We start from the raw sequence: 20,435 nt of genomic DNA on the forward strand, positions 1-20,435 counted from the left end.
CTAGCCCGCCACGTGCCGGCGGGCCCGCAGCGCGAGCGACAGGGCGAGCACCGTCTGAGGGTCGTCCAGATCCGTGCCGAGGAGGTCCGCGATGCGGGCCAGGCGGTTGTACAGGGTCTGCCGGTTGAGATGGAGCTCGCGGGCGGTCTCCGCCTTGCGGCCCGCGTGTGCCAGATAGGTCTCCAGGGTGGGCAGCAGGGGCGGGCGGGAGGCGCGGTCGTGGGCCTGGAGCGGGCCGATCGCGCGCTCCACGAACGCGGCGAGGTCGGGGTGTTCGCGCAGCCGCCACAGCAGCAGGTCGATGTCGAGGCGGCGGGCGTCGTACCAGGGCCGCTCGGGCAGGCCCTGGGCGGCCGCCGCGGTTTCCGCCGCGTGCCTCAGGCCGGCCCCGGCCGCCGCCCAGCCACCGGCCACACCCACCACGACCACCGGCTGCGTCCCGGCCCGCGCGCCCATGAGCCCGGCCCGCTCGACGCCCGCCCGCAGGGCCGCCGCGACCCGGTCGGACACCGCCGTACGCTCCGACTCCGAGCGCAGCCCGAGCAGCAGCGGCACCCGGCCCTCGACGGGGCGTACGCCGAGCAGGGCCGGCACGCCCACCGAGGACAGCTCTTCGAGGACGGCGCGTGCCAGGACCGCCCAGTTGCCCGTAGGGGCGAGCTCGGAGGCGAGGCGCATCACCACCGGGAGCAGCGGCCCGTCGCCGGGCTTGAAGCCGAGGACCTTGGCCTGGCCGGGCGCGTCCTCGGGGGTGATGCGGCCCTCGGCGAGGTCGGTCAGGAAGTCGCCCCGGCCGCGCGCGGCCAGCTCCTCCTCCTGGCGGGCCTGCATGAGGACGACGGCCAGGATGCCCGCGGCCCGCTCGGCCGCCATCCGGTGCACGGGAAGGAGCGGCGGGCCGACCGCGAGCAGCGCGAGGCGGGCCCGGACCGCGCCCGCGCCGTGGCCGCCACCCGGCACGTCCACCAGGACCGCACCCGTCGGCGGCCCCGACGCGCGGGCCTCGCGCTGGCCGCGCAGCCCCTCCCAGACCTGGAGCGGGTCCGCGGCCGCCTCGCCCGCCTCGCAGGCCGCGGCGTACAGGAGCTGGCCGTCGGGGGTCTCCAGGAAGACCGGGTTGGCGGTGAAGTCGGCCAGAATGCCGAGGACTTGAGGAATTCCGCCGCCCCCGAGCAGCGCGCCCGTACAGCGCTGGTGGACCTCCTCGGCGCGCTGGAGCAGGGCGTAGTGGCCGTTGACGATCTCGGTGTGGATCTCCTCGGTCACCGCGACGAACGGCACCTCGCGGTGCAGCTGGACCAGGGGGAGCCCGGCGGCCCGCGCGGTCTCCACGATGGTGGCCGGCAGCCGGGCGAAGCGCGGGCCGAGCTCGACCACCAGGGCCGCGATGCCCCGGTCCGCGAGCCTGCGGACGAAGGCGCGCTGTTCGGCGGGGCGGGTGCCCAGGCCCAGGCCGGTGGTCAGGAGGAGCTCGCCGCCCTTGAGCAGCGAGGCGATGTTGGGCACCTCGCCCGCGTGCACCCAGCGCACCGTGCGCTGCAGCCGCTCGGCGCCCGCCACGACCTCCGGGAGGCCGCCGCGCAGCCCCGGCAGCTCCAGCGCCCGCTGCACGGTGATCCCGCCCTGCGTGTCCACCGCACCCACCTCTCGTCCCGCGGGACCCGGAGCCCGACCCCGGGACGACACCGCATGCGCCGGACGCTACCTGCGGTTACGCGCCCGGACCCGCCCGTTGTGGCGTACGTCACCCCGATATGCGGACGGGCCGCCTCCGAGCGCCCGTGGGAGCTCGGGGACGGCCCGTGGGCCGGTCCCTCCGTCAGCCGCCGTACGCGCCCGACGCGGTAAGGCGCAGGGCCGTGTCGATCAGCGGAACGTGACTGAAGGCCTGCGGGAAGTTGCCGACCTGGCGCTGGAGGTGCGGATCCCACTCCTCCGCCAGCAGTCCGAGGTCGTTGCGCAGGGCCAGGAGCTTCTCGAAGAGCTTGCGGGCCTCGTCGACGCGGCCGATCATCGCGAGGTCGTCCGCCAGCCAGAACGAGCAGGCCAGGAACGCGCCCTCCTCGCCCAGGAGGCCGTCCAGGTTGTCCGCGTCGCCGCCCGTGGTCGGGTAGCGCAGGATGAACCCGTCCGGCGTGGACAGCTCGCGCTGGATCGCCTCGATGGTGCCGATCACGCGCTTGTCGTCCGGCGGCAGGAAGCCCATCTGCGGGATGAGCAGCAACGACGCGTCCAGCTCCTGCGAGCCGTAGGACTGCGTGAAGGTGTTGCGTTCCTTGTCGTAGCCCTTCTCGCAGACGTCGCGGTGGATGTCGTCGCGCAGCTCGCGCCACTTGTCGAGCGGGCCGTCCGCGTCGCCGGACTCGATGAGCTTGATCGTGCGGTCGACGGCGACCCAGGCCATCACCTTGGAGTGGACGAAGTGGCGGCGCGGGCCGCGCACCTCCCAGATGCCCTCGTCCGGCTGGTCCCAGTGGCTCTCCAGGTAGCGGATCAGCTTGAGCTGGAGCAGCGAGGCGTAGTCGTTGCGGGCCAGGCCCGTCATGTGCGCCAGGTGCAGGGCCTCGGTGACCTCGCCGTACACGTCGAGCTGGAGCTGGTGGGCGGCCCCGTTGCCGGCCCGTACCGGCGTCGAGTTCTCGTACCCGGGCAGCCAGTCGAGCTCGGTCTCGCCGAGCTCCCGCTCGCCCGCGATCCCGTACATGATCTGGAGGTTCTCGGGGTCGCCGGCGACCGAGCGGAGCAGCCACTCGCGCCAGGCGCGGGCCTCCTCGCGGTAGCCGGTGCGCAGCAGCGAGGACAGGGTGATCGCGGCGTCCCGCAGCCAGGTGTAGCGGTAGTCCCAGTTGCGCTCGCCGCCGATGTGCTCGGGCAGCGACATCGTGGGCGCGGCCACGATGCCGCCGGTAGGGGCGTAGGTGAGCGCCTTCAGCGTGATCAGCGAGCGGACCACGGCCTCGCGGTAGGGCCCGTGGTAGGTGCAGTGGTCCACCCACTCCCGCCAGAAGTCCTCGGTCGCGACCAGGGACGCCTCGGGCTCCGGCAGCGCGGGCTCCTCGCGGTGCGAGGGCTGCCAGCTGATGGTGAACGCGACCCGCTCGCCGGGCGAGACCGTGAAGTCGGAGTATGTCGTGAGGTTCTTGCCGTACGTCTCCGCCTCGGTGTCCAGCCACACCGAATCGGGACCCGCGACGGCCACCGTACGGTTGTCGACCTTGTGCACCCACGGGGTGATCCGCCCGTAACTGAACCGCATGCGCAGCATGGAGCGCATCGGGACCCGGCCGCTGACGCCCTCCACGATGCGGATCAGCTGCGGGGCGCCGTCGCGCGGCGGCATGAAGTCGGTCACCCGCACCGTGCCGCGCGGGGTGTCCCACTCGGACTCCAGGATGAGCGAGTCGCCCCGGTAGCGGCGGCGGTCGGCCGCCGGTGGCTGTTCCTCGGCACCGTGTGCCGGGCCGACCCGCCAGAAGCCGTGTTCCTCGGTGCCGAGCAGTCCGGCGAAGACGGCGTGCGAGTCGAAGCGGGGCAGGCACAGCCAGTCCGCCGTGCCGTCCCGGCAGACCAGTGCCGCGGTCTGCATGTCTCCGATGAGTGCGTAATCCTCGATGCGCCCGGCCACGTGCAATCTCCAGTCGAACGGCCACGTCCGCCCCTGGGGGCGCTTACAGCGACAGCGGTCAAGGGTTCGCCAACGAGCGCATGTTCCGGATGACGGACGGGGTGTTCCCGTGCTACCAGGTGGCTCGGCAAGCGAGTGTCCGAGCAGGATACGACGCACCCCAGTGATCCGCTTGAGCCTTCCTCGAACGCCGTTGGGCCGAATGGGTGAGGCTCGTACTCAGGGCTGACCAGCCGGATACAGAGCGTGGCCGGACGCGGTCTCCCGCTGTCGCTGATACCCTGGTAGCCCGTGGCCGGGTGCTGAAAAAAGCCCCGAACCGCAGCGACGGCACCCCTGGAAACGCGTACGGATTCCGTACAAGATCCACACAGGGTGACCGGCACGCATTCCACACAGCGACCACGGGAGCCCCCTCTTGGCCATGCAGCCCAAGGCTTTGCGAAACAGCGCAGCCACGACGACCAAGCACATCTTCGTCACCGGGGGTGTCGCCTCTTCCCTCGGCAAGGGTCTGACTGCCTCCAGCCTGGGTGCGCTCCTCAAGGCGCGGGGCCTGCGGGTCACGATGCAGAAGCTCGACCCGTACCTGAACGTCGACCCGGGCACGATGAACCCGTTCCAGCACGGCGAGGTGTTCGTCACCAACGACGGCGCCGAGACCGACCTGGACATCGGCCACTACGAGCGCTTCCTCGACGTGGACCTCGACGGGTCCGCCAATGTGACGACCGGCCAGGTCTACTCGCAGGTCATCGCCAAGGAGCGGCGCGGCGAGTACCTCGGTGACACCGTCCAGGTCATCCCGCACATCACCAACGAGATCAAGCACCGCATCCGCCGGATGGCGACCGACGACGTCGACGTCGTCATCACCGAGGTCGGCGGCACGGTCGGCGACATCGAGTCGCTGCCGTTCCTGGAGACCGTCCGTCAGGTCCGCCACGAGGTCGGCCGCGACAACGTCTTCGTCGTGCACATCTCGCTGCTGCCCTACATCGGCCCCTCGGGCGAGCTGAAGACCAAGCCGACCCAGCACTCGGTCGCCGCCCTGCGCAACATCGGTATCCAGCCCGACGCGATCGTGCTGCGCGCCGACCGCGAGGTGCCGCTGTCCATCAAGCGCAAGATCTCGCTGATGTGCGACGTGGACGAGGCCGCCGTGGTCGCCGCCATCGACGCCAAGTCGATCTACGACATCCCCAAGGTGCTCCACACCGAGGGCCTGGACGCCTACGTCGTCCGCAAGCTGGACCTGCCGTTCCGCGATGTGGACTGGACGCAGTGGGACGACCTGCTGGACCGGGTCCACAACCCGCTGCACGAGGTGACCGTCGCGCTGGTCGGCAAGTACATCGACCTGCCCGACGCCTACCTCTCGATCACCGAGGCCATGCGGGCCGGCGGCTTCGCCAACAAGGCCCGCGTCAAGGTCAAGTGGGTCACCTCCGACGACTGCAAGACCCCGGCCGGCGCCAAGAAGCACCTCGGCGACGTGGACGCGATCCTGGTGCCCGGCGGCTTCGGCGACCGCGGCGTCAACGGCAAGATCGGCGCGATCCAGTACGCCCGCGAGAACAAGGTGCCGCTGCTCGGCATCTGCCTGGGCCTGCAGTGCATCGTCATCGAGGCGGCCCGCAACCTGGCCGGCATCCCGGACGCCAACTCCACCGAGTTCGACGCCGCCACCGCCCACCCGGTCATCTCGACGATGGAGGAGCAGCTGGCCTACGTCGAGGGCGCCGGCGACCTGGGCGGCACGATGCGGCTCGGCCTGTACCCGGCGAAGCTCGCCGAGGGCTCCATCGTCCGCGAGGTCTACGACGACCAGCCCTACGTCGAGGAGCGCCACCGCCACCGCTACGAGGTGAACAACACCTACCGCGCGGAGCTGGAGAAGAAGGCGGGCATCGTCTTCTCGGGCACCTCCCCGGACAACAAGCTCGTCGAGTACGTCGAGTACCCGCGCGAGGTGCACCCCTACCTGGTCGCCACCCAGGCGCACCCGGAGCTGCGCTCGCGCCCGACGCGCCCGCACCCGCTCTTCGCGGGCCTGGTCAAGGCGGCCGTCGAGCGCAAGACGGGCAAGCCCGCCAAGTAGTCACCACCAGTTAACGTTGCCGGGGTACGGACCCTTTCAAAGGAGCCGTACCCCGGTTCTGTTTTGTGCGCGCACTGTGGGAGGACGCCGTCATGGCCATCGAGGACACCGCCGAACACTGGCAGGTCGTGGCGAGTGCCACCCCGTTCACCGGCCACAAGACCGGGGTGCGCACCGACGACGTCGTGATGCCCGACGGCGCGGTCCACCAGCGCGACTACCAGGTCCACCCCGGCTCGGTGGCGATCGTCGCCCTGGACGACGAGGGCCGCGTCCTGGTGCTGCGCCAGTACCGCCACCCCGTACGCCAGAAGCTGTGGGAGATCCCGGCCGGGCTCCTGGACGTGCCCGGCGAGAACCCGCTGCACGCCGCCCAGCGCGAGCTGTACGAGGAGGCGCACGTCAAGGCCGAGCAGTGGCACGTCCTGACCGATGTGTACACGAGCCCCGGCGGCAGCGACGAAGCCGTACGGATCTTCCTGGCGCGGGACCTGTCCGAGGCGGAGGGCGAGCGCTTCGAGGTCTCCGAGGAGGAGGCCGACATGGAGCTGGCCCGGGTCCCGGTCGCCGATCTCGTACGGGGCGCCCTCGCGGGGGAGCTGCACAACACCTGCCTGGTGGTCGGTGCCCTCGCGCTGGCTGCGGTCCTGAACGGCGACGGCGTCGACGCGCTGCGCCCGGCCGGGGCGCCCTGGCCGGCCCGCCCCTTCGAGGAGTGAGCCCGCCGTGCGGGTGACCGATCTGAAAATCCGCTGATCCGATCGGGCGACATCGGGCGGAAGTGGGCCCTGCTCCGCCCAAACGGTCACGAAGGGTGAACTACGCTCGGACCGACCGTGCGGAGACCCGCATGGTCTCCAGGTGCGCAGGCGGACGGAGCGTGGCCCGTGACGGATCAGGCGGTGGACGTTGGCGGCGCTGCCGCTGGGCAGCGCACGGGTCAATTCCTGGGCAGGCAGCGGGAGTTGAAGGAACTCCGGGCCGACATCGAACGGGCCGGACTTGACACTCTGTCAGGGAAGAAGTCGCCCCGGGCCCGGGTCCTGCTGATCGCCGGCCGACCCGGATCCGGCCGCACCGCGCTCGCCTCCGAACTCGCCCGCCAGGTGGCCGGCGACTACCCCGACGGCGTCCTGCGGGCTGCGCTCGCCGAACCCGGCGGGGTCCGTGTACCGGCCGACCGGGTCGCCCGGGACCTGCTCGACGCCCTGAAGGTCCCGGCGCCGCCCGGAGCCGGCCAGGACGAGCTGACCGAACTGGTCCGCGGCGCGCTCGCGGACCGCCGCGCGATCGTGCTGCTCGACGACGCGGCCGACGCCGAACAGGTCGGCCCGCTCCTGCCCGACACCTCCCCGTCCCTGGTCGTGGCCACCGCCGAGGGGCCGCTCACCGGAATCCCGGACGTGCGCCCCTGCACGCTCGGCGGCCTCGACGTGAAGTCGGCCGTCGAACTCCTGGAGGGCTTCACCGGCGCGGTCCGCGTCACGGTGGACCCGCGCGCCGCCGAGGCTCTCGTCGAGGCGTGCGGGGGACAGCCGGCGGCCCTCGTCCTGGCCGGCGGCTGGCTCCGCGCCCGCCCCAAGGCCGCCGTCTCCGACGTGGCCAGACAACTGCGCACCATGTCCGACGACGGGCCCGAACTCCCCATCGCCGCACGGCCGTTGGCGCGCTCCTTCCGCCTCGTGTACGACTCCCTCTCGCAGCAGGCCGCGCGGATACTGCGACTGCTCACGTTCGCCCCCGCGGGGATCGCCGACGCGCACACCGCCTCCGCGCTCGCCGGCTGTTCGGTCTCGGGCGCCCAGGCGGTGCTCGACGACTTCGTGGCGTGCGGCCTGCTGCGGCGGGACCCGGACGCGCCCGAGCAGTACCGGGTGCCCGGCGCCCTGGCGCCGCTGCTTCGCGCGCTCTGCGAGAGCGTGGACCGGCCCGGCGAGATCCAGCTGGCCCGGGCCCGGATGCTGGAGCGGACCGTGCGGCTGCTCCAGTCCTGCCGGGCGGTCACCGAGCCGGAGGGCTCGCCCGCCCGCAGGAAGCTCGCGGGCCTGCCGCGCGCGCTGCGGTTCCCCAGCGCGGACGTCGCCGACGCCTGGCTGCGCGGCCGCAGGCCCGCGCTGCTCGCGGCCGCCCGGCTCGCGGTGGAGGACGGCGAGCTCGACACCCTGGCCCGGCGCCTGGTGGCCGCGCTGGTCCGCGCGCTCGCCGCACACCGGGGCGCCGAGGCCGCGGCCCCCGACCTGTACGGCCTGCACCAGCTCGTCCTGGACGTCGCCGAGCGCCGCGAACTGCACCGCGAGAAGGCTGCGGCCCTGCTCAACCTGGGCGACCTGGACGCCGAGGCCGGGCGGACGGCCGAGGCCCTGGCCCGCTACCGGGCCGCCCTGGACGCGGGCCGCGCCGCGAACGACCCGTACGCGACCGGCCGTGCGATGGAATCCGTAGGCGGCGCCCACCAGGAGCTGGGCGACTGGCACCGGGCCGCCGACTGGTACGGGCGGGCCCTGTCCCAGCGGCTCGCGCGCGGCGAGCGGGCGGACGAGGCCCGGCTCTACGGGCGGCTCGCCACCGTGCACACGTATGCGGGCCGCTACGGAGAGGCGCTGCGCGGCTGGCGGGCCGCGGTGGCCGGATACCGGCGGCTCGGTGACCTCCCCAGCCAGGCAAGGGCGTTGAGCGAGGCGGCCCGGGTCCAGGAGTACGCGGGGCGCCCCGAGGAGTCGCTGCGCACCTGCCGCGAGGCGGTCGAGTCCGCGCGCAAGGCCGGTGATCTGCGCCTTGAGGCCGCGCTCCAGCTCAGGCTCGCCGACACCCTGGACCGGCTCGGCGACCCGGCCGCGGCCCGGCTGCACCGGGCCACGGCCGACAGATTGCTGGAAGATGAGCCGTCAAGGGCAGGGGACCTGCGAAATCCGTAGTGCTTCGGCCAAAGATTAAAGCTTTGTAAGGGTAGACAGCGGGAAGACCTTCATTAGACTGGGTGAGCCGCAACTTCCTGCGGTGTATCCCGGTGCGCCCGTGTGCGGCCGGGTATGTATCGCATTGCCCCCGTTTTCCCCTGAGTCAAGGACCGTGATCGACGTGAAGGTCGGTATCCCCCGCGAGGTCAAGAACAACGAGTTCCGGGTGGCCATCACCCCCGCCGGTGTGCACGAGCTCGTGCGCCACGGCCACCAGGTCTTCGTCGAGCAGAACGCCGGCGTCGGCTCCTCGATCACGGACGCCGAGTACGTCTCCGCCGGCGCGGAGATCCTCGCCACCGCTGACGAGGTCTGGGCCACCGCCGACCTGCTGCTGAAGGTCAAGGAGCCCATCGCGGAGGAGTACCACCGCCTCCGCAAGGACCAGACGCTCTTCACCTACCTGCACCTCGCCGCCTCCCGCGAGTGCACGGACGCCCTCCTGGAGTCCGGCACCACCGCGATCGCGTACGAGACCGTCGAGACGGCCAACCGCCAGCTGCCGCTGCTCGCCCCGATGTCCGAGGTCGCCGGTCGCCTGGCCCCGCAGGTCGGCGCCTACCACCTGATGCGCTCGGCCGGCGGCCGCGGTGTGCTGCCCGGCGGCGTCCCCGGCACCCACGCCGGCCGTGCCGTCGTCATCGGCGGCGGCGTCTCGGGCTGGAACGCGGCCCAGATCGCCGTCGGCATGGGCTTCCACGTGACCCTGCTCGACAAGGACATCAACAAGCTCCGCGAGGCCGACAAGATCTTCGGCACCAAGGTGCAGACGATCGTCTCCAACGCCTACGAGCTGGAGAAGGCCGTCATCGAGGCCGACCTCGTCATCGGCGCGGTGCTCATCCCCGGCGCCAAGGCCCCGAAGCTGGTCACCAACGAGCTCGTCGCCAAGATGAAGCCCGGAAGTGTCCTTGTCGACATTGCGATCGACCAGGGCGGCTGCTTCGAGGACTCGCGTCCGACCACCCACGCCGAGCCGACCTTCATGGTCCACAACTCGGTCTTCTACTGCGTCGCCAACATGCCGGGCGCGGTGCCGAACACCTCCACCTACGCCCTCACCAACGCCACGCTGCCCTACATCGTGTCGCTGGCGAACAACGGCTGGGTCGAGGCGCTGCGCCGCGACGCCGCGCTCGCGCTCGGCCTCAACACCCATGACGGCCAGGTCGTTTACGGCCCGGTCGCCGAGGCCCACGGCCTGGACCAGGTCGAGCTGCACGCGCTGCTCGGCTAGCAAAACGCCGGTTCGTCAACCCGGACCGTCAACCTCGTACATCCGGCCGGACCTTGTCGACCAAGGTCCGGCCGGATGTGTATCGCGACACTTCCGCCCACCTGTGCCAGGCTCGCTCAACTCGCCTCGAACGTAACCCTTTAACCGTTTCGCGCACCGGTGAAACGCGCGTCTGAGTGCCCGTACGCCCTTGACAGAGTGGTGTTCGGTTGCCGACACATCGGGCCGGGTCCGGCGGATTGTGTTGCTGCGGACCGGTGACACGCCATAGAGTCGCCAACCGTCGGCATGGTGCCACGCTGACCTATCGATAAAGTTTCCTGGTCACGTCCAAGGAGGTAAGACGACTTGTGAATGAGTCGACATTTACTCCCGGAGGTGGTCAGTCAGGAATCCCTGCGGGGATGTCCGTACGGGGCCAGAGCCCTTCGGGGCCCGAGGCTGTCGGCTCCGTCGCGGTCCGCACCTTCGAAACCACCCAGCACATGACGACAGCCCCACGGATGATGGACGGCCTACACGTGAACGCCACGGCCGGCAACGAGAGCGGCCGGGAGACCGCCGCTCTCGCCGACTTTGACGAAGTGCCCCAGGGGCACTTCTACGACCCCGACGCCGAGTACGAGCCCGACCCCGAGTACGCGGCCACCCTCGCACCCGACGCTGCCCGCCAGCGCCGCGAGCGGATCGGTCCGACCGGACGGCCGCTGCCGTACTTCCCGATCCCGGGTCCCCTGACCGACCACGGTCCCGCGAAGATCATCGCGATGTGCAACCAGAAGGGCGGCGTGGGCAAGACGACGTCGACCATCAACCTGGGTGCCGCGCTCGCCGAGTACGGACGCCGCGTGCTGCTCGTCGACTTCGACCCGCAGGGAGCCCTGTCGGTCGGCCTCGGCGTCAACCCGATGGAACTCGACCTCACCGTCTACAACCTGCTCATGGAGCGGGGCATGTCGGCCGACGAGGTGCTGCTCAAGACCGCGGTCCCCAACATGGACCTGCTGCCGAGCAACATCGACCTGTCCGCCGCCGAGGTGCAGTTGGTGAGCGAGGTCGCGCGCGAGTCCACGCTCCAGCGGGCCCTGAAGCCGCTGATGCAGGACTACGACTACATCGTGATCGACTGTCAGCCCTCGCTCGGCCTGCTCACCGTCAACGCCCTGACGGCGGCTCACAAGGTGATCGTGCCGCTGGAGTGCGAGTTCTTCGCGCTGCGCGGTGTCGCGCTGCTCACCGAGACGATCGAGAAGGTCCAGGAACGCCTCAACCCCGACCTGGAGTTGGACGGCATCCTCGCCACGATGTACGACTCCCGCACGGTGCACAGCCGGGAGGTCCTGGCCCGCGTGGTCGAGGCCTTCGACGACCACGTCTACCACACGGTCATCGGCCGGACCGTGCGCTTCCCGGAGACCACCGTCGCCGGTGAGCCGATCACGACGTACGCCTCCAACTCCGTCGGCGCGGCCGCCTACCGTCAGCTCGCCAGGGAGGTGCTCGCCCGGTGTCACGCCGAGTGAGTCTGCCCGGGGCCGACGAGCTGTTCCGTACGACCGGGGGGATGGCGCTCTCGCCGTCCGCCCCGAGGCGAGGGGCCAACGGCGAGGCGAGGGTGCCGGCTCCGGCGGGCGAGAGCGAGCCCGTCGCGGCAGAGCCCGCGCCCGAGGCGGAGCACACCGCCGCCGAGGAGGACTCGGGCTCTGCCGAACCGCGCAGCCGCGGCTCCGCCGAGACGGAGACCTCCAAGACCCGGCGCACGCCCGCGCAGGGCGGCTCCTCCGCCGGCTCCGGCACCGCCCAGCAGCGGCGCCGACAGCGGGCGGCCAACCGGCGGCCCAGCGGGCGCGAGCGGCACGACGAGAAGATCACCGTGTACGTCTCCGCGGAGGAACTCATGGACCTGGAGCACGCGCGCCTGGTCCTGCGCGGGGAGCACGGGCTCGCGGTCGACCGCGGGCGGATCGTCCGTGAGGCCGTCGCCGTCGTCCTCGCGGACCTGGAGTCGCGGGGCGACGCGAGCATTCTCGTACGGCGTCTTCGGGGGCGGTAGCCGTTAGCCTGCGGCGGAGCCGCTCCGCCCGCCTCTCCACCCTCTGGACCACTCTTGCCGACTGCTGACGAGCCCCCTGTCCCCGCTGTGCGTGCGGGGCGCCGTGCGCTGGGGCGGGGGCCGGGTGAGCCTTTCCCCACCCCGCCCCTTCCCGCTGTGACACTCAGCGGCTCCGCCGCGGGCCTCCGGGGGAGTTCGTCGGGCGCGGCTGAGTGGGCAGCACCGGGGGCTCCGCCCCCGGACCCCCGCTCCTCAAACTCCCCCAAGGACTACGTCCAGGGGGGACCCCCAGGGGCTGAATTTGAGCAGCCCGGCACTGAATCGTTCCCGGCCGACGACGAGTTGGCACTTGCCGAAGCCGAAGCCGGGACGCAAAGTGAGCCCGGGCCCTGTGACGGTCGGTTCACCGTTCGGCTGGCCAACTTCGAAGGGCCCTTCGACCTTCTGCTTCAGCTGATCTCCAAGCACAAGATGGACGTCACCGAGGTCGCCCTCTCCAAGGTCACCGACGAGTTCATGGCGCACATCAGGGGCATGGGGCCCGACTGGGATCTGGATCAGACCACCGAGTTCCTCGTGGTCGCCGCCACCCTGCTCGATCTCAAGGCCGCCCGGCTGCTGCCCGCCGCCGAGGTGGAGGACGAAGCCGATCTCGCGCTCCTGGAAGCCCGGGACCTGCTGTTCGCGCGGCTGCTGCAGTACCGCGCGTACAAACGCATCGCCGATATCTTCAGTGAGCGACTGGACGGGGAAGCGCGCCGCTACCCCCGTACCGTCGGCCTTGAGTCGCATCTTGCCGAGCTGCTGCCCGAGGTCGTCATCAGCATCGGTGCCGAGGGATTCGCCAAGCTGGCCGTGAAGGCCATGCAGCCCAAGGCGAAGCCGCAGGTGTACGTCGATCACATCCATGCCCCGCTCGTGTCGGTGCGGGAGCAGGCCGAGATCGTGGTGGCCCGGCTGCGGGAGGCCGGGGAGGTCAGCTTCCGGGTGCTTGCCGAGGACGCCCCGGACACGCTCACCGTGGTCGCCCGGTTCCTGGCCCTCCTGGAGCTGTACCGCGAGAAGGCCGTCGTCCTGGACCAGGACGAGGCGCTGGGGGAGCTGATGGTGCGCTGGAGCGGCGGAGACGGCGACGGGGCGCCGACGGTGACCGACGAGTTCGACCAAGTGGTGACGGAGGAGGAGAACGCGTGACGGAGGAGCTGGAGCTGAAGCCCGCCCTGGAAGCCGTCCTCATGGTCGTCGACGAGCCCGCCACCGAGGAACACCTCGCGAAGGTCCTGGAACGGCCCAGGCGAGCCGTGGCGGACGCCCTGCGGGAGCTGGCCGACGAGTACACCGTCCAGGGCCGCGGATTCGAGCTGAGGCTCGTGGCGGGCGGCTGGCGGTTCTACAGCCGGGCCGCCTACGCGGACGCCGTCGAGGGCTTCGTCCTGGACGGCCAGCAGGCCCGGCTCACCCAGGCGGCCCTGGAGACCCTGGCGGTCGTCGCGTACCGCCAGCCGGTGAGCCGCTCGCGGGTCTCCGCGGTGCGCGGAGTGAACTGTGACGGGGTCATGCGGACCCTGCTCCAGCGGGGTCTGGTCGACGAGGCGGGCACGGAACCCGAAACAGGTGCGATCCTGTACAGGACGACGAACTACTTTCTGGAGCGGATGGGCCTGCGAGGCCTGGACGAGCTCCCGGAGCTCGCGCCCTTCCTCCCCGAGGCGGACGCGATCGAGGCCGAGACGCTGGAGGGTGTGCCGTCGTTCGATCCGGACGCGCCGGACGCGCCGGAAACCCCCGCAGACGACAAGACGGAAATGTGATGCGAAGCAGCAGCGGCAGGAACAGCAGCGGAAACAACGGCGGGAGCCGTGGTGGCAACAGCGGCGGCCGCGGCAGCAGCAGTGGCGGCGGTGGCCGGGGCGGCAACCGCGGCGCCGGTGGCGGGCGCGACGACCAGCGCAAGAGCGGCGGCCCGCGCCAGAGCGGCAGCGGCAAGCCGCGCCCCCTGCGCCCCGAGGAGCGCACCTACGACGTGGGCGGCGACGCCCCCCGCAGCGGACGCGGCGCCTCGGCGCGCGGCGGCGCCAAGGGCGGCCCGAAGTCGCCCCAGGGCGGTACCCCGGTGCGCCGCGGCCCGCACGGCCAGCGCCTGGGCCAGGCCCGCCCGCGCGAGCTCGACGCCAAGATCGAGCAGCGCAACCGCGACCGGTACGCCGACAAGCCGGACGTGAAGACCCCCAAGACCTTCCCCGGCGCCGAGCAGGAGGGCGAGCGGCTGCAGAAGGTCCTCGCCCGGGCCGGCATGGGCTCGCGCCGAGCCTGCGAGGAGCTGATCGAGCAGGCCCGTGTCGAGGTCAACGGCGAGATCGTGCTCGAACAGGGCAAGCGCGTCGACCCCGAGAAGGACGAGATCAAGGTGGACGGCCTGACCGTCGCCACCCAGTCGTACCTGTTCTTCGCGCTGAACAAGCCGGCCGGCGTCGTCTCCACCATGGAGGACCCGGACGGCCGCCAGTGCCTCGGTGACTACGTCACCAACCGCGAGACCCGGCTCTTCCACGTCGGCCGGCTCGACACCGAGACCGAGGGCATCATCCTGCTCACCAACCACGGCGAGCTGGCCCACCGTCTGACCCACCCCAAGTACGGCGTGAAGAAGACCTACCTGGCCGCCATCACGGGCCCGCTGCCGCGCGAGATCGGCAAGCGCCTCAAGGAGGGCATCCAGCTGGAGGACGGCTACGCGCGGGCCGACGCCTTCCGCGTCGTCCAGCAGACCGGCAAGAACTATCTCGTCGAGATCGAGCTCCACGAGGGCCGCAAGCACATCGTGCGCCGCATGATGGCCGAGGCCGGCTTCCCGGTCGAGAAGCTGGTGCGGGTCTCCTTCGGCCCGATCGGGCTCGGCGACCAGAAGTCCGGCTGGCTGCGCCGCCTCACCAACACCGAGGTCGGCATGCTGATGCGCGAGGTCGACCTCTAGACACCGCCAACACCCGCTGACAGAGCCCGGTTTCCCGTTTCGTACGGGGAGCCGGGCTCTTTCGTCGCGTGCGCCCCCACCTTGTGCGCCCGCCCGAACGGCCTTGTGCGGCCACCCCGACACCTTTATAGTCAAAGTGACCATTAAGGAGGTGCGGGCGTGAGCCTCACCTGGACCGAGATCCTCGGCTTCGCGACCGGCGCGCTGTGCGTCTGGCTGGTGGCCCGGCAGCACATCGCCAACTGGCCGGTGGGACTCGCCAACAACGTGTTCTTCATCGTGCTGTTCCTCCAGGCGGGCCTGTACGCGGACGCCGGACTCCAGGTCGTCTTCATCGCCCTCGCCGTGTACGGCTGGTGGACCTGGGCCCACGGGGGTGGATCGGGTTCCGGCGCGCTCGTGGTCCGGCGGATGACCCGCACCGAGTGGCTGTGGCTGCTCGCGGCAGGGGCGGTGGGGACCGTGGCGCTCACCTTCCTGCTCGGCGCGGCCACCGATTCGACCGTCCCGTTCTGGGACGCGCTCACCACCGCCCTGTCGCTGACGTCGACGTACGGGCAGTGCAGGAAGCTCGTCGAGTCCTGGTGGCTGTGGATCGCGGCGGACGTGGTCTACATCCCGCTCTACGCCTACAAGGAGCTCTATCTGACCTCGCTCCTGTACGCCGGGTTCCTGACCCTGTGCCTGGTCGGACTGCGCGGCTGGCGGCGCGAGCTCGGCGCGCGCCCGGCCCGGCTCGCGGAGGTGGCGGCATGAAGGCCCACGAACACGGCCTGGTCCTCGGCAAGTTCTATCCGCCGCACGCCGGCCACCACCATCTCGTACGCACCGCGGCCGACCGCTGCGAGCGGCTCACCGTCCTGGTGTGCGCGGCCTCCGTCGAGACGATTCCGCTGGCCGAGCGGGTCCAGTGGATGCGCGAGGTGCACCCGGACGCCCGGGTCCTGGGAGCCGTCGACGACGTGGAGATGGACCTCAACGACCCCGGCATATGGGACGCGCACATGGCCGTCTTCCGGGGCGCCGTGCCCGAACGCGTCGACGCGGTCTTCACCTCCGAGTCGTACGGCGGCGAACTCGCCCGCCGCTTCGGCGCCGAGCACGTCCTCGTCGACCTCGACCGCACCCTGTTCCCGGTCTCCGGCACGGCCGTGCGCAAGGACCCGGTGGGCACCTGGGACTTCCTCGAAGCGCCGGTACGGGCCTGGCTCGCCCGGCGCGTGGTCGTGCTCGGCGCCGAGTCGACCGGCACCACCACGATGGCCCGAGCGCTCGCCGGGCACTACCGGGAGCGCGGCGGCCCCTGGGCGGGCACCCGGTGGGTCGAGGAGTACGGGCGCGAGTACAGCGAGGGCAAGCTCGCCGCCCTGCGCTCCCGCTACCCGCAGGCGCAGTGGGAGGACGTCGAGTTCGGCTCGGACGAGTTCCCGGTGATCGCCGAGCGGCAGAACGAGCGCGAGAACACCGCGGCCGGGCTCGGCTCGCCCGTGCTGTTCTGCGACACCGACTCCTTCGCCACCACCGTGTGGCACGAGCGCTACATGGGCCGCCGCAACCCGCGCGTCGAAGCCGTCGCCGAACGGGCCGCCGCCCACCACCTGTGGCTGCTCACCGACCACGAGGGCGTGCCCTTCGATGACGACGGACTGCGCGACGGCGAGGAGCTGCGGCCCTGGATGACCGACCGGTTCCGGGCCGAACTGACCCGTACCGGGCGGGAGTTCATCGAATTGCGCGGCCCGCACGAGGAGCGGCTCGCCACCGCCGTCGCCGCCGTCGACGCGCTGCTTGAGCGGGGCTGGGGCCTCGCCGACCCGCTGCCGGAGCGACGATGACCGCCGTCGGCCCCCGGGCCCTGGAGGGGGGCGCCCGGGGGCCGGCGGGAAACGTGCCCGAGGGGTACGACCCGCACGCCTTCGAACCGTTCGCCGTCACCGTGGACCTCGCCGTCTTCACGGTCCGCGGCGGCGCCCTGCACGCGCTGCTCATCCGGCGCGGCCAGGAGCCGTACGCGGGGGCGTGGGCGCTGCCCGGCGGGTTCGTGCTGCCGCGCGAGTCCGCCGAGCTCGCGGCCCGGCGCGAACTGGCCGAGGAGACCGGCCTGCCCGACGACGTCGTGGCCGGGCTGCACCTGGAACAGCTGCGCACCTACAGCGAGCCGGACCGCGACCCCCGCATGCGGGTCGTGTCGGTGGCCTACACCGCGCTCGTGCCCGACCTGCCCGAACCGCGCGGCGGAGGCGACGCGGCGCACGCCGAGTGGATCGCCTTCGGCACCTGCGGACAGCTCGCCTTCGACCACGCCGACATCCTCGCCGACGCCCGCGAACGCGTCGGCGCCAAGCTCGAATACACCTGCCTCGCGACGTCGTTCTGCCCGCCCGAGTTCACCCTCGGCGAGCTGCGGCAGGTCTACGAGACGGTCTGGGGCACCGCCCTGGACCGCCCCAACTTCCGCCGCAAGGTCCTTGCCACGCCCGGCTTCGTCGAGCAGGTGGCAGGCGCCTCGCGGCTGACCGGCGGCCGGGGCAAACCGGCCGCGCTCTACCGGGCGGGTCCGGCCACCGCGCTGCATCCGCCCCTTCTGCGCCCGGAGGGACGACAGACATGAACCGTGCTGCGAAACAGACGGCGACCGGTGCCTTGATCGGCCTCGCGCTGGGGGACGCCCTCGGCTTCCCGACCGAGTTCAGCGATGTGCCCGCGATCCTCGCCAAGTGCGGGCCGTGGCGCGAGATGGCGCTGCCCAACCCCGCGTTCGTCACCGACGACACCCAGATGACGCTCGCGCTCGGCCGCGGCATCCGCACCGCCATGGACCGCGGACTGCTCGGCCCGGCCCGGCTCGAAGGCCCGGTCCGCGCGGAGTTCGTCGACTGGTACCACTCGCCCGAGAACAACCGGGCCCCCGGCCGTACCTGCCTGGTGGCCTGCGCGAAGCTCGACAGCGGGCTGCCCTGGCAGCAGGCCAGCCAGCTGGGCTCCAAGGGCTGCGGCGCCAACATGCGGGTCGCCCCGATCGGGCTCGTACCGGGCCTGAGCGAGGAACAGCGGGCGGGCGCCGCCCAGTTGCAGTCCGCCCTCACCCACGGCCACCCGACCGCGCTCGCCGCCTCCGACCTCACCGCGCGGGCGGTGTTCCTGCTCGCCCAGGGCGCCGACCCGATGGGCCTGGTCGGTCAGCTTCGCTCGTACGCGTACGAGAACCGCAACCGGTACCACGACCGCTGGCTCGGCGACCTGTGGACGCACGCGCAGGATCCGACGCCCGGCCACTTCATCGCGCGCGGCTGGGACGAGTGCCTGGACGCGCTCGACCGGGTGCTCAAGGCGCTGCGCAACCCCTCGCCCGAGACCGACCCCTGCCTGGAGACCGGCGACGGCTGGATCGCCGAGGAGGCCTTCGCCACGGGCCTGCTCTGCTTCCTGCTCTTCCCCGACGAGCCGCTCACGGCGCTCCGCCGGGCCGCCTGCACCCAGGGCGACTCGGACTCCATCGCCTGCCTGGCCGGCGCGTTCGCGGGCGCCCACCTGGGAGCCGCGGCCTGGCCCAAGGAGTGGGCCGAACGCATCGAGTACCGCAGCGAACTCCTGACCCTGGGGGCCCTCTGGGATGCCTGAGCCCGTGCTACCGCCCGGCGCCGCCGGGAATGACGCGCTGCACGACTTCCTCGTACGTGTCCGCCTTGAGGGCTGACTCGCGGCGCACCCGGAACAGGAACTCCGCCACCCGGGCCCGGTCGGGCTCGGGCGGCAGGGGAGAGGTGGCGGCCGCCTCGTCGGACTCGGTGGCCAGGCGGGTCATCCAGGACTCCACTTCCGGCCAGGAGAACTCGCCCCGCCTGACCGCGAGCAGCCGCTCGCGGTCGGCGCCGACATCGATGGTGAGCTCGCCGGTGCGCAGCAGATCACGGCAGCTCGTCAGCAGCCGCAGCAGATGCATGGCGTGCTTCCACCGCGGCGCGCCGTGCTGCCGCACATCCGCGTCGAGCTTCTTGCGCTGGCTCAGCGCGTACCGGGCGAACGTCACGTGGGCCTGCCGGGAGAGGAACGCGCCGCGCAGGGCCAGGAGTTCCCTCCCCGTGTCGTCGATGTGCTCGACGAGCGGAGAGTGCAGGCACTCCAGGATGTTCGGATTGGCGCGCAGGGCCAGCTCGCAGAACCGCTCCAGCTCCCAGCTGAACTGCTCGTCTTTCCCCAAGCTCTCAACTCCGTTCGAGCAGGGGAGACCCCATTGGCCCTCGACATGCGTCGGGGGCTTCTCGAAGCGCCAGAACAGCGGGGTCGGCGCCAGATAGATCCCGCGCACGTCGGTGTCGCTCTCCGCGGTCGCGAGGCCGAAGGCGCGCGAGCCCATGACGCAGGAGTAGATGGTGTGGCCGGCGACGAGTTCCTCTGGCGTCATGGCTTCATGGTCGCCGGTCAGGGCAGCAGGATCGAATCCTTTTCGACGGTGATCTGCTGCGCGGGCAGTGGACGCTGGGCGGGTCCATTGGTCACCGAGGCGTCCGCGATCCGGTACTTGCTGCCGTGGCAGGGGCAGTTGATGGTGCCCCCGGACACGCTGGAGACCGTGCAGCCCTGGTGGGTGCAGATCGCCGAGAAGCCCTTGAAGGTGCCCGCCTCCGGCTGGGTGACGACGACCTTCTGCTCCGCGAAGACCTTGCCGCCGCCGACCGGGATGTCCGAGGTCTTGGCGAGGACCTTGCCGGCCTGGGCGGGCGGGCTGGACTGGCCGGAGGAGCTCGCGGGCGGGTCCGCCTCGCCCGGGGCGGCGGAACCGGTGACCGTCGGAGGCGGCGTCGAACTTCCGCCGCCGTCCCCGGAGTTCGAACAGCCCGCCAGGGCCGCCGCTCCGGCCGCGGCCACGAGTACCGTCCTGCGGCTGTTGACTGCGTCCATCGTGTGCTCCTCAAGTCGTCACGCCGAACATGAAGCCGTCACGCCGAACCTCCGGCCGGCCGGAGGTCTTCGTCCCGTCCGTCCGGAAGCACGTGCGGCAGGAGCATCCTGGCGTCGAATGCCCCCGGGACGAAGCACCGACGGCCCGGATGTCCCCCGCGCGTACTCACCCAACCCCGTCGCCCGGGCCGGGAACAGGTCCCCCGGGGTCACATCCGGGGCGTGAGGCCCAGCGCGCGCCCCTCGGCGTCCCGGCGTACTTCGAGGACCGCCGTCACGGCCGCCCGCTCGACGGGCCCGTACACATGCGGGAACAGGACGTCCCCGGTGCCTTCCCAGCGGACCTCCGCGGCCAGCGCCGACTCGTCGATGCGCAGGACCAGGAGCGGGCCGGGCACATCGCGGTAGTGGGCGTCGGCGACGGACAGCGCGGAGGCCTCGTCGGCCGAGCAGTGCACGAAGCCCTCGGCGGCCAGCGAGGGCGGGGTGTAGGGCAGGCCGGAGGCGGCCGACCACTCGTCCAGGGGAACCACGTGCAGGATCATCCGTCGGTTCTACCGCAGCCCCGCCCCGAGCGGCTCCCCGG

Annotated in this window: 18 protein-coding genes; 13 read left to right on the forward strand and 5 right to left on the reverse strand. The window is 71.8% G+C overall.

Annotated features, from left to right (window positions below):
• Together ACSHXC_RS30180 and ACSHXC_RS30185 are read right to left on the reverse strand one after the other, a co-directional pair.
• On the reverse strand, nucleotides 1-1,635 hold the full coding sequence (locus ACSHXC_RS30180) for a PucR family transcriptional regulator (RefSeq protein ID WP_438294580.1): 1,635 nt from the start codon (nucleotides 1,633-1,635) through the stop codon (nucleotides 1-3).
• Nucleotides 1,636-1,819: 184 nt separating this feature from the next.
• Nucleotides 1,820-3,625: a glycoside hydrolase family 15 protein gene (locus ACSHXC_RS30185; RefSeq protein ID WP_438294581.1), complete on the reverse strand. Its 1,806-nt coding sequence runs from the start codon at nucleotides 3,623-3,625 to the stop codon at nucleotides 1,820-1,822.
• Nucleotides 3,626-4,049: 424 nt separating this feature from the next.
• Between ACSHXC_RS30185 and ACSHXC_RS30190 the strand changes: the two genes are divergently transcribed.
• The 13 genes from ACSHXC_RS30190 (at nucleotide 4,050) to ACSHXC_RS30250 (ending at nucleotide 18,568) form a co-directional block, all read left to right on the forward strand.
• Nucleotides 4,050-5,726, forward strand: a complete 1,677-nt coding sequence (locus ACSHXC_RS30190; protein WP_438294582.1) for a CTP synthase — start codon at nucleotides 4,050-4,052, stop codon at nucleotides 5,724-5,726.
• Between the two features lie 92 nt (nucleotides 5,727-5,818).
• Nucleotides 5,819-6,445, forward strand: coding sequence for an NUDIX domain-containing protein (locus ACSHXC_RS30195; protein WP_438294583.1), 627 nt, complete (start codon nucleotides 5,819-5,821; stop codon nucleotides 6,443-6,445).
• Between the two features lie 168 nt (nucleotides 6,446-6,613).
• Nucleotides 6,614-8,641: a tetratricopeptide repeat protein gene (locus ACSHXC_RS30200; RefSeq protein ID WP_438294584.1), complete on the forward strand. Its 2,028-nt coding sequence runs from the start codon at nucleotides 6,614-6,616 to the stop codon at nucleotides 8,639-8,641.
• Nucleotides 8,642-8,804: 163 nt separating this feature from the next.
• Nucleotides 8,805-9,920, forward strand: coding sequence for an alanine dehydrogenase (gene ald / locus ACSHXC_RS30205; RefSeq protein WP_189962313.1), 1,116 nt, complete (start codon nucleotides 8,805-8,807; stop codon nucleotides 9,918-9,920).
• A gap of 404 nt (nucleotides 9,921-10,324) precedes the next feature.
• Nucleotides 10,325-11,443, forward strand: a complete 1,119-nt coding sequence (locus ACSHXC_RS30210) for a ParA family protein (protein ID WP_053723364.1) — start codon at nucleotides 10,325-10,327, stop codon at nucleotides 11,441-11,443.
• Entirely contained in the window at nucleotides 11,428-11,973 is a 546-nt protein-coding gene (locus ACSHXC_RS30215) for a hypothetical protein (protein ID WP_438294585.1), read from the forward strand. The genes ACSHXC_RS30210 and ACSHXC_RS30215 overlap by 16 nt, the downstream gene beginning before the upstream one ends.
• A 108-nt stretch (nucleotides 11,974-12,081) precedes the next feature.
• Entirely contained in the window at nucleotides 12,082-13,167 is a 1,086-nt protein-coding gene (locus tag ACSHXC_RS30220) for a segregation and condensation protein A (RefSeq protein WP_438296906.1), read from the forward strand.
• A complete protein-coding gene (scpB, locus tag ACSHXC_RS30225; RefSeq protein WP_053723367.1) occupies nucleotides 13,164-13,784 on the forward strand; it encodes an SMC-Scp complex subunit ScpB in 621 nt (206 codons plus the stop codon). Before ACSHXC_RS30220 ends, scpB begins: the two co-directional genes overlap by 4 nt.
• Entirely contained in the window at nucleotides 13,784-14,947 is a 1,164-nt protein-coding gene (locus ACSHXC_RS30230; RefSeq protein ID WP_438294586.1) for a pseudouridine synthase, read from the forward strand. Before scpB ends, ACSHXC_RS30230 begins: the two co-directional genes overlap by 1 nt.
• A 159-nt stretch (nucleotides 14,948-15,106) precedes the next feature.
• Complete coding sequence (gene pnuC, locus ACSHXC_RS30235; protein WP_438294587.1) at nucleotides 15,107-15,703, forward strand: nicotinamide riboside transporter PnuC; 597 nt, start codon at nucleotides 15,107-15,109, stop codon at nucleotides 15,701-15,703.
• Nucleotides 15,700-16,782 carry an AAA family ATPase gene (locus ACSHXC_RS30240; protein WP_438294588.1) on the forward strand — a complete coding sequence of 361 codons (1,083 nt, stop codon included), beginning with the start codon at nucleotides 15,700-15,702 and terminating at the stop codon, nucleotides 16,780-16,782. The genes pnuC and ACSHXC_RS30240 overlap by 4 nt, the downstream gene beginning before the upstream one ends.
• Nucleotides 16,779-17,558 (forward strand): NUDIX hydrolase, encoded by a 780-nt coding sequence (locus tag ACSHXC_RS30245; protein WP_386038576.1) that lies wholly within the window; start codon nucleotides 16,779-16,781, stop codon nucleotides 17,556-17,558. Before ACSHXC_RS30240 ends, ACSHXC_RS30245 begins: the two co-directional genes overlap by 4 nt.
• The gene (locus ACSHXC_RS30250; protein WP_438294589.1) at nucleotides 17,555-18,568 is read left to right on the forward strand and encodes an ADP-ribosylglycohydrolase family protein; all 1,014 of its coding nucleotides are present in this window, start codon (nucleotides 17,555-17,557) and stop codon (nucleotides 18,566-18,568) included. The genes ACSHXC_RS30245 and ACSHXC_RS30250 overlap by 4 nt, the downstream gene beginning before the upstream one ends.
• Nucleotides 18,569-18,575: 7 nt before the next feature.
• Here ACSHXC_RS30250 and ACSHXC_RS30255 read toward each other — a convergent pair whose 3' ends face one another.
• The 3 genes from ACSHXC_RS30255 to ACSHXC_RS30265 all read right to left on the reverse strand — a co-directional run bounded on the left by ACSHXC_RS30255 (nucleotide 18,576) and on the right by ACSHXC_RS30265 (nucleotide 20,394).
• Nucleotides 18,576-19,352 (reverse strand): nucleotidyltransferase domain-containing protein, encoded by a 777-nt coding sequence (locus ACSHXC_RS30255; RefSeq protein WP_438294590.1) that lies wholly within the window; start codon nucleotides 19,350-19,352, stop codon nucleotides 18,576-18,578.
• A 17-nt stretch (nucleotides 19,353-19,369) separates the two neighbouring features.
• Nucleotides 19,370-19,849: a Rieske (2Fe-2S) protein gene (locus tag ACSHXC_RS30260; RefSeq protein WP_438294591.1), complete on the reverse strand. Its 480-nt coding sequence runs from the start codon at nucleotides 19,847-19,849 to the stop codon at nucleotides 19,370-19,372.
• Nucleotides 19,850-20,058: 209 nt separating this feature from the next.
• Nucleotides 20,059-20,394, reverse strand: coding sequence for a DUF952 domain-containing protein (locus ACSHXC_RS30265; protein WP_438294592.1), 336 nt, complete (start codon nucleotides 20,392-20,394; stop codon nucleotides 20,059-20,061).
• Nucleotides 20,395-20,435: the final 41 nt, after the last annotated feature.

This window comes from Streptomyces sp. HUAS TT7 (assembly GCF_051550175.1).
Taxonomy (GTDB): Bacteria; Actinomycetota; Actinomycetes; order Streptomycetales; family Streptomycetaceae; genus Streptomyces.

Coding starts and splice junctions, on each gene's coding strand:
- ACSHXC_RS30190 (WP_438294582.1), top strand. CDS start 4,050: ATGCAGCCCAAGGCTTTGCGAAACAGCGCAGCCACGACGACCAAGCAC.
- ACSHXC_RS30195 (WP_438294583.1), top strand. CDS start 5,819: ATGGCCATCGAGGACACCGCCGAACACTGGCAGGTCGTGGCGAGTGCC.
- ACSHXC_RS30210 (WP_053723364.1), top strand. CDS start 10,325: ATGTCCGTACGGGGCCAGAGCCCTTCGGGGCCCGAGGCTGTCGGCTCC.
- ACSHXC_RS30230 (WP_438294586.1), top strand. CDS start 13,784: ATGCGAAGCAGCAGCGGCAGGAACAGCAGCGGAAACAACGGCGGGAGC.
- ACSHXC_RS30240 (WP_438294588.1), top strand. CDS start 15,700: ATGAAGGCCCACGAACACGGCCTGGTCCTCGGCAAGTTCTATCCGCCG.
- ACSHXC_RS30245 (WP_386038576.1), top strand. CDS start 16,779: ATGACCGCCGTCGGCCCCCGGGCCCTGGAGGGGGGCGCCCGGGGGCCG.
- ACSHXC_RS30250 (WP_438294589.1), top strand. CDS start 17,555: ATGAACCGTGCTGCGAAACAGACGGCGACCGGTGCCTTGATCGGCCTC.
- ACSHXC_RS30255 (WP_438294590.1), bottom strand. CDS start 19,352: ATGACGCCAGAGGAACTCGTCGCCGGCCACACCATCTACTCCTGCGTC.
- ACSHXC_RS30260 (WP_438294591.1), bottom strand. CDS start 19,849: ATGGACGCAGTCAACAGCCGCAGGACGGTACTCGTGGCCGCGGCCGGA.
- ACSHXC_RS30265 (WP_438294592.1), bottom strand. CDS start 20,394: ATGATCCTGCACGTGGTTCCCCTGGACGAGTGGTCGGCCGCCTCCGGC.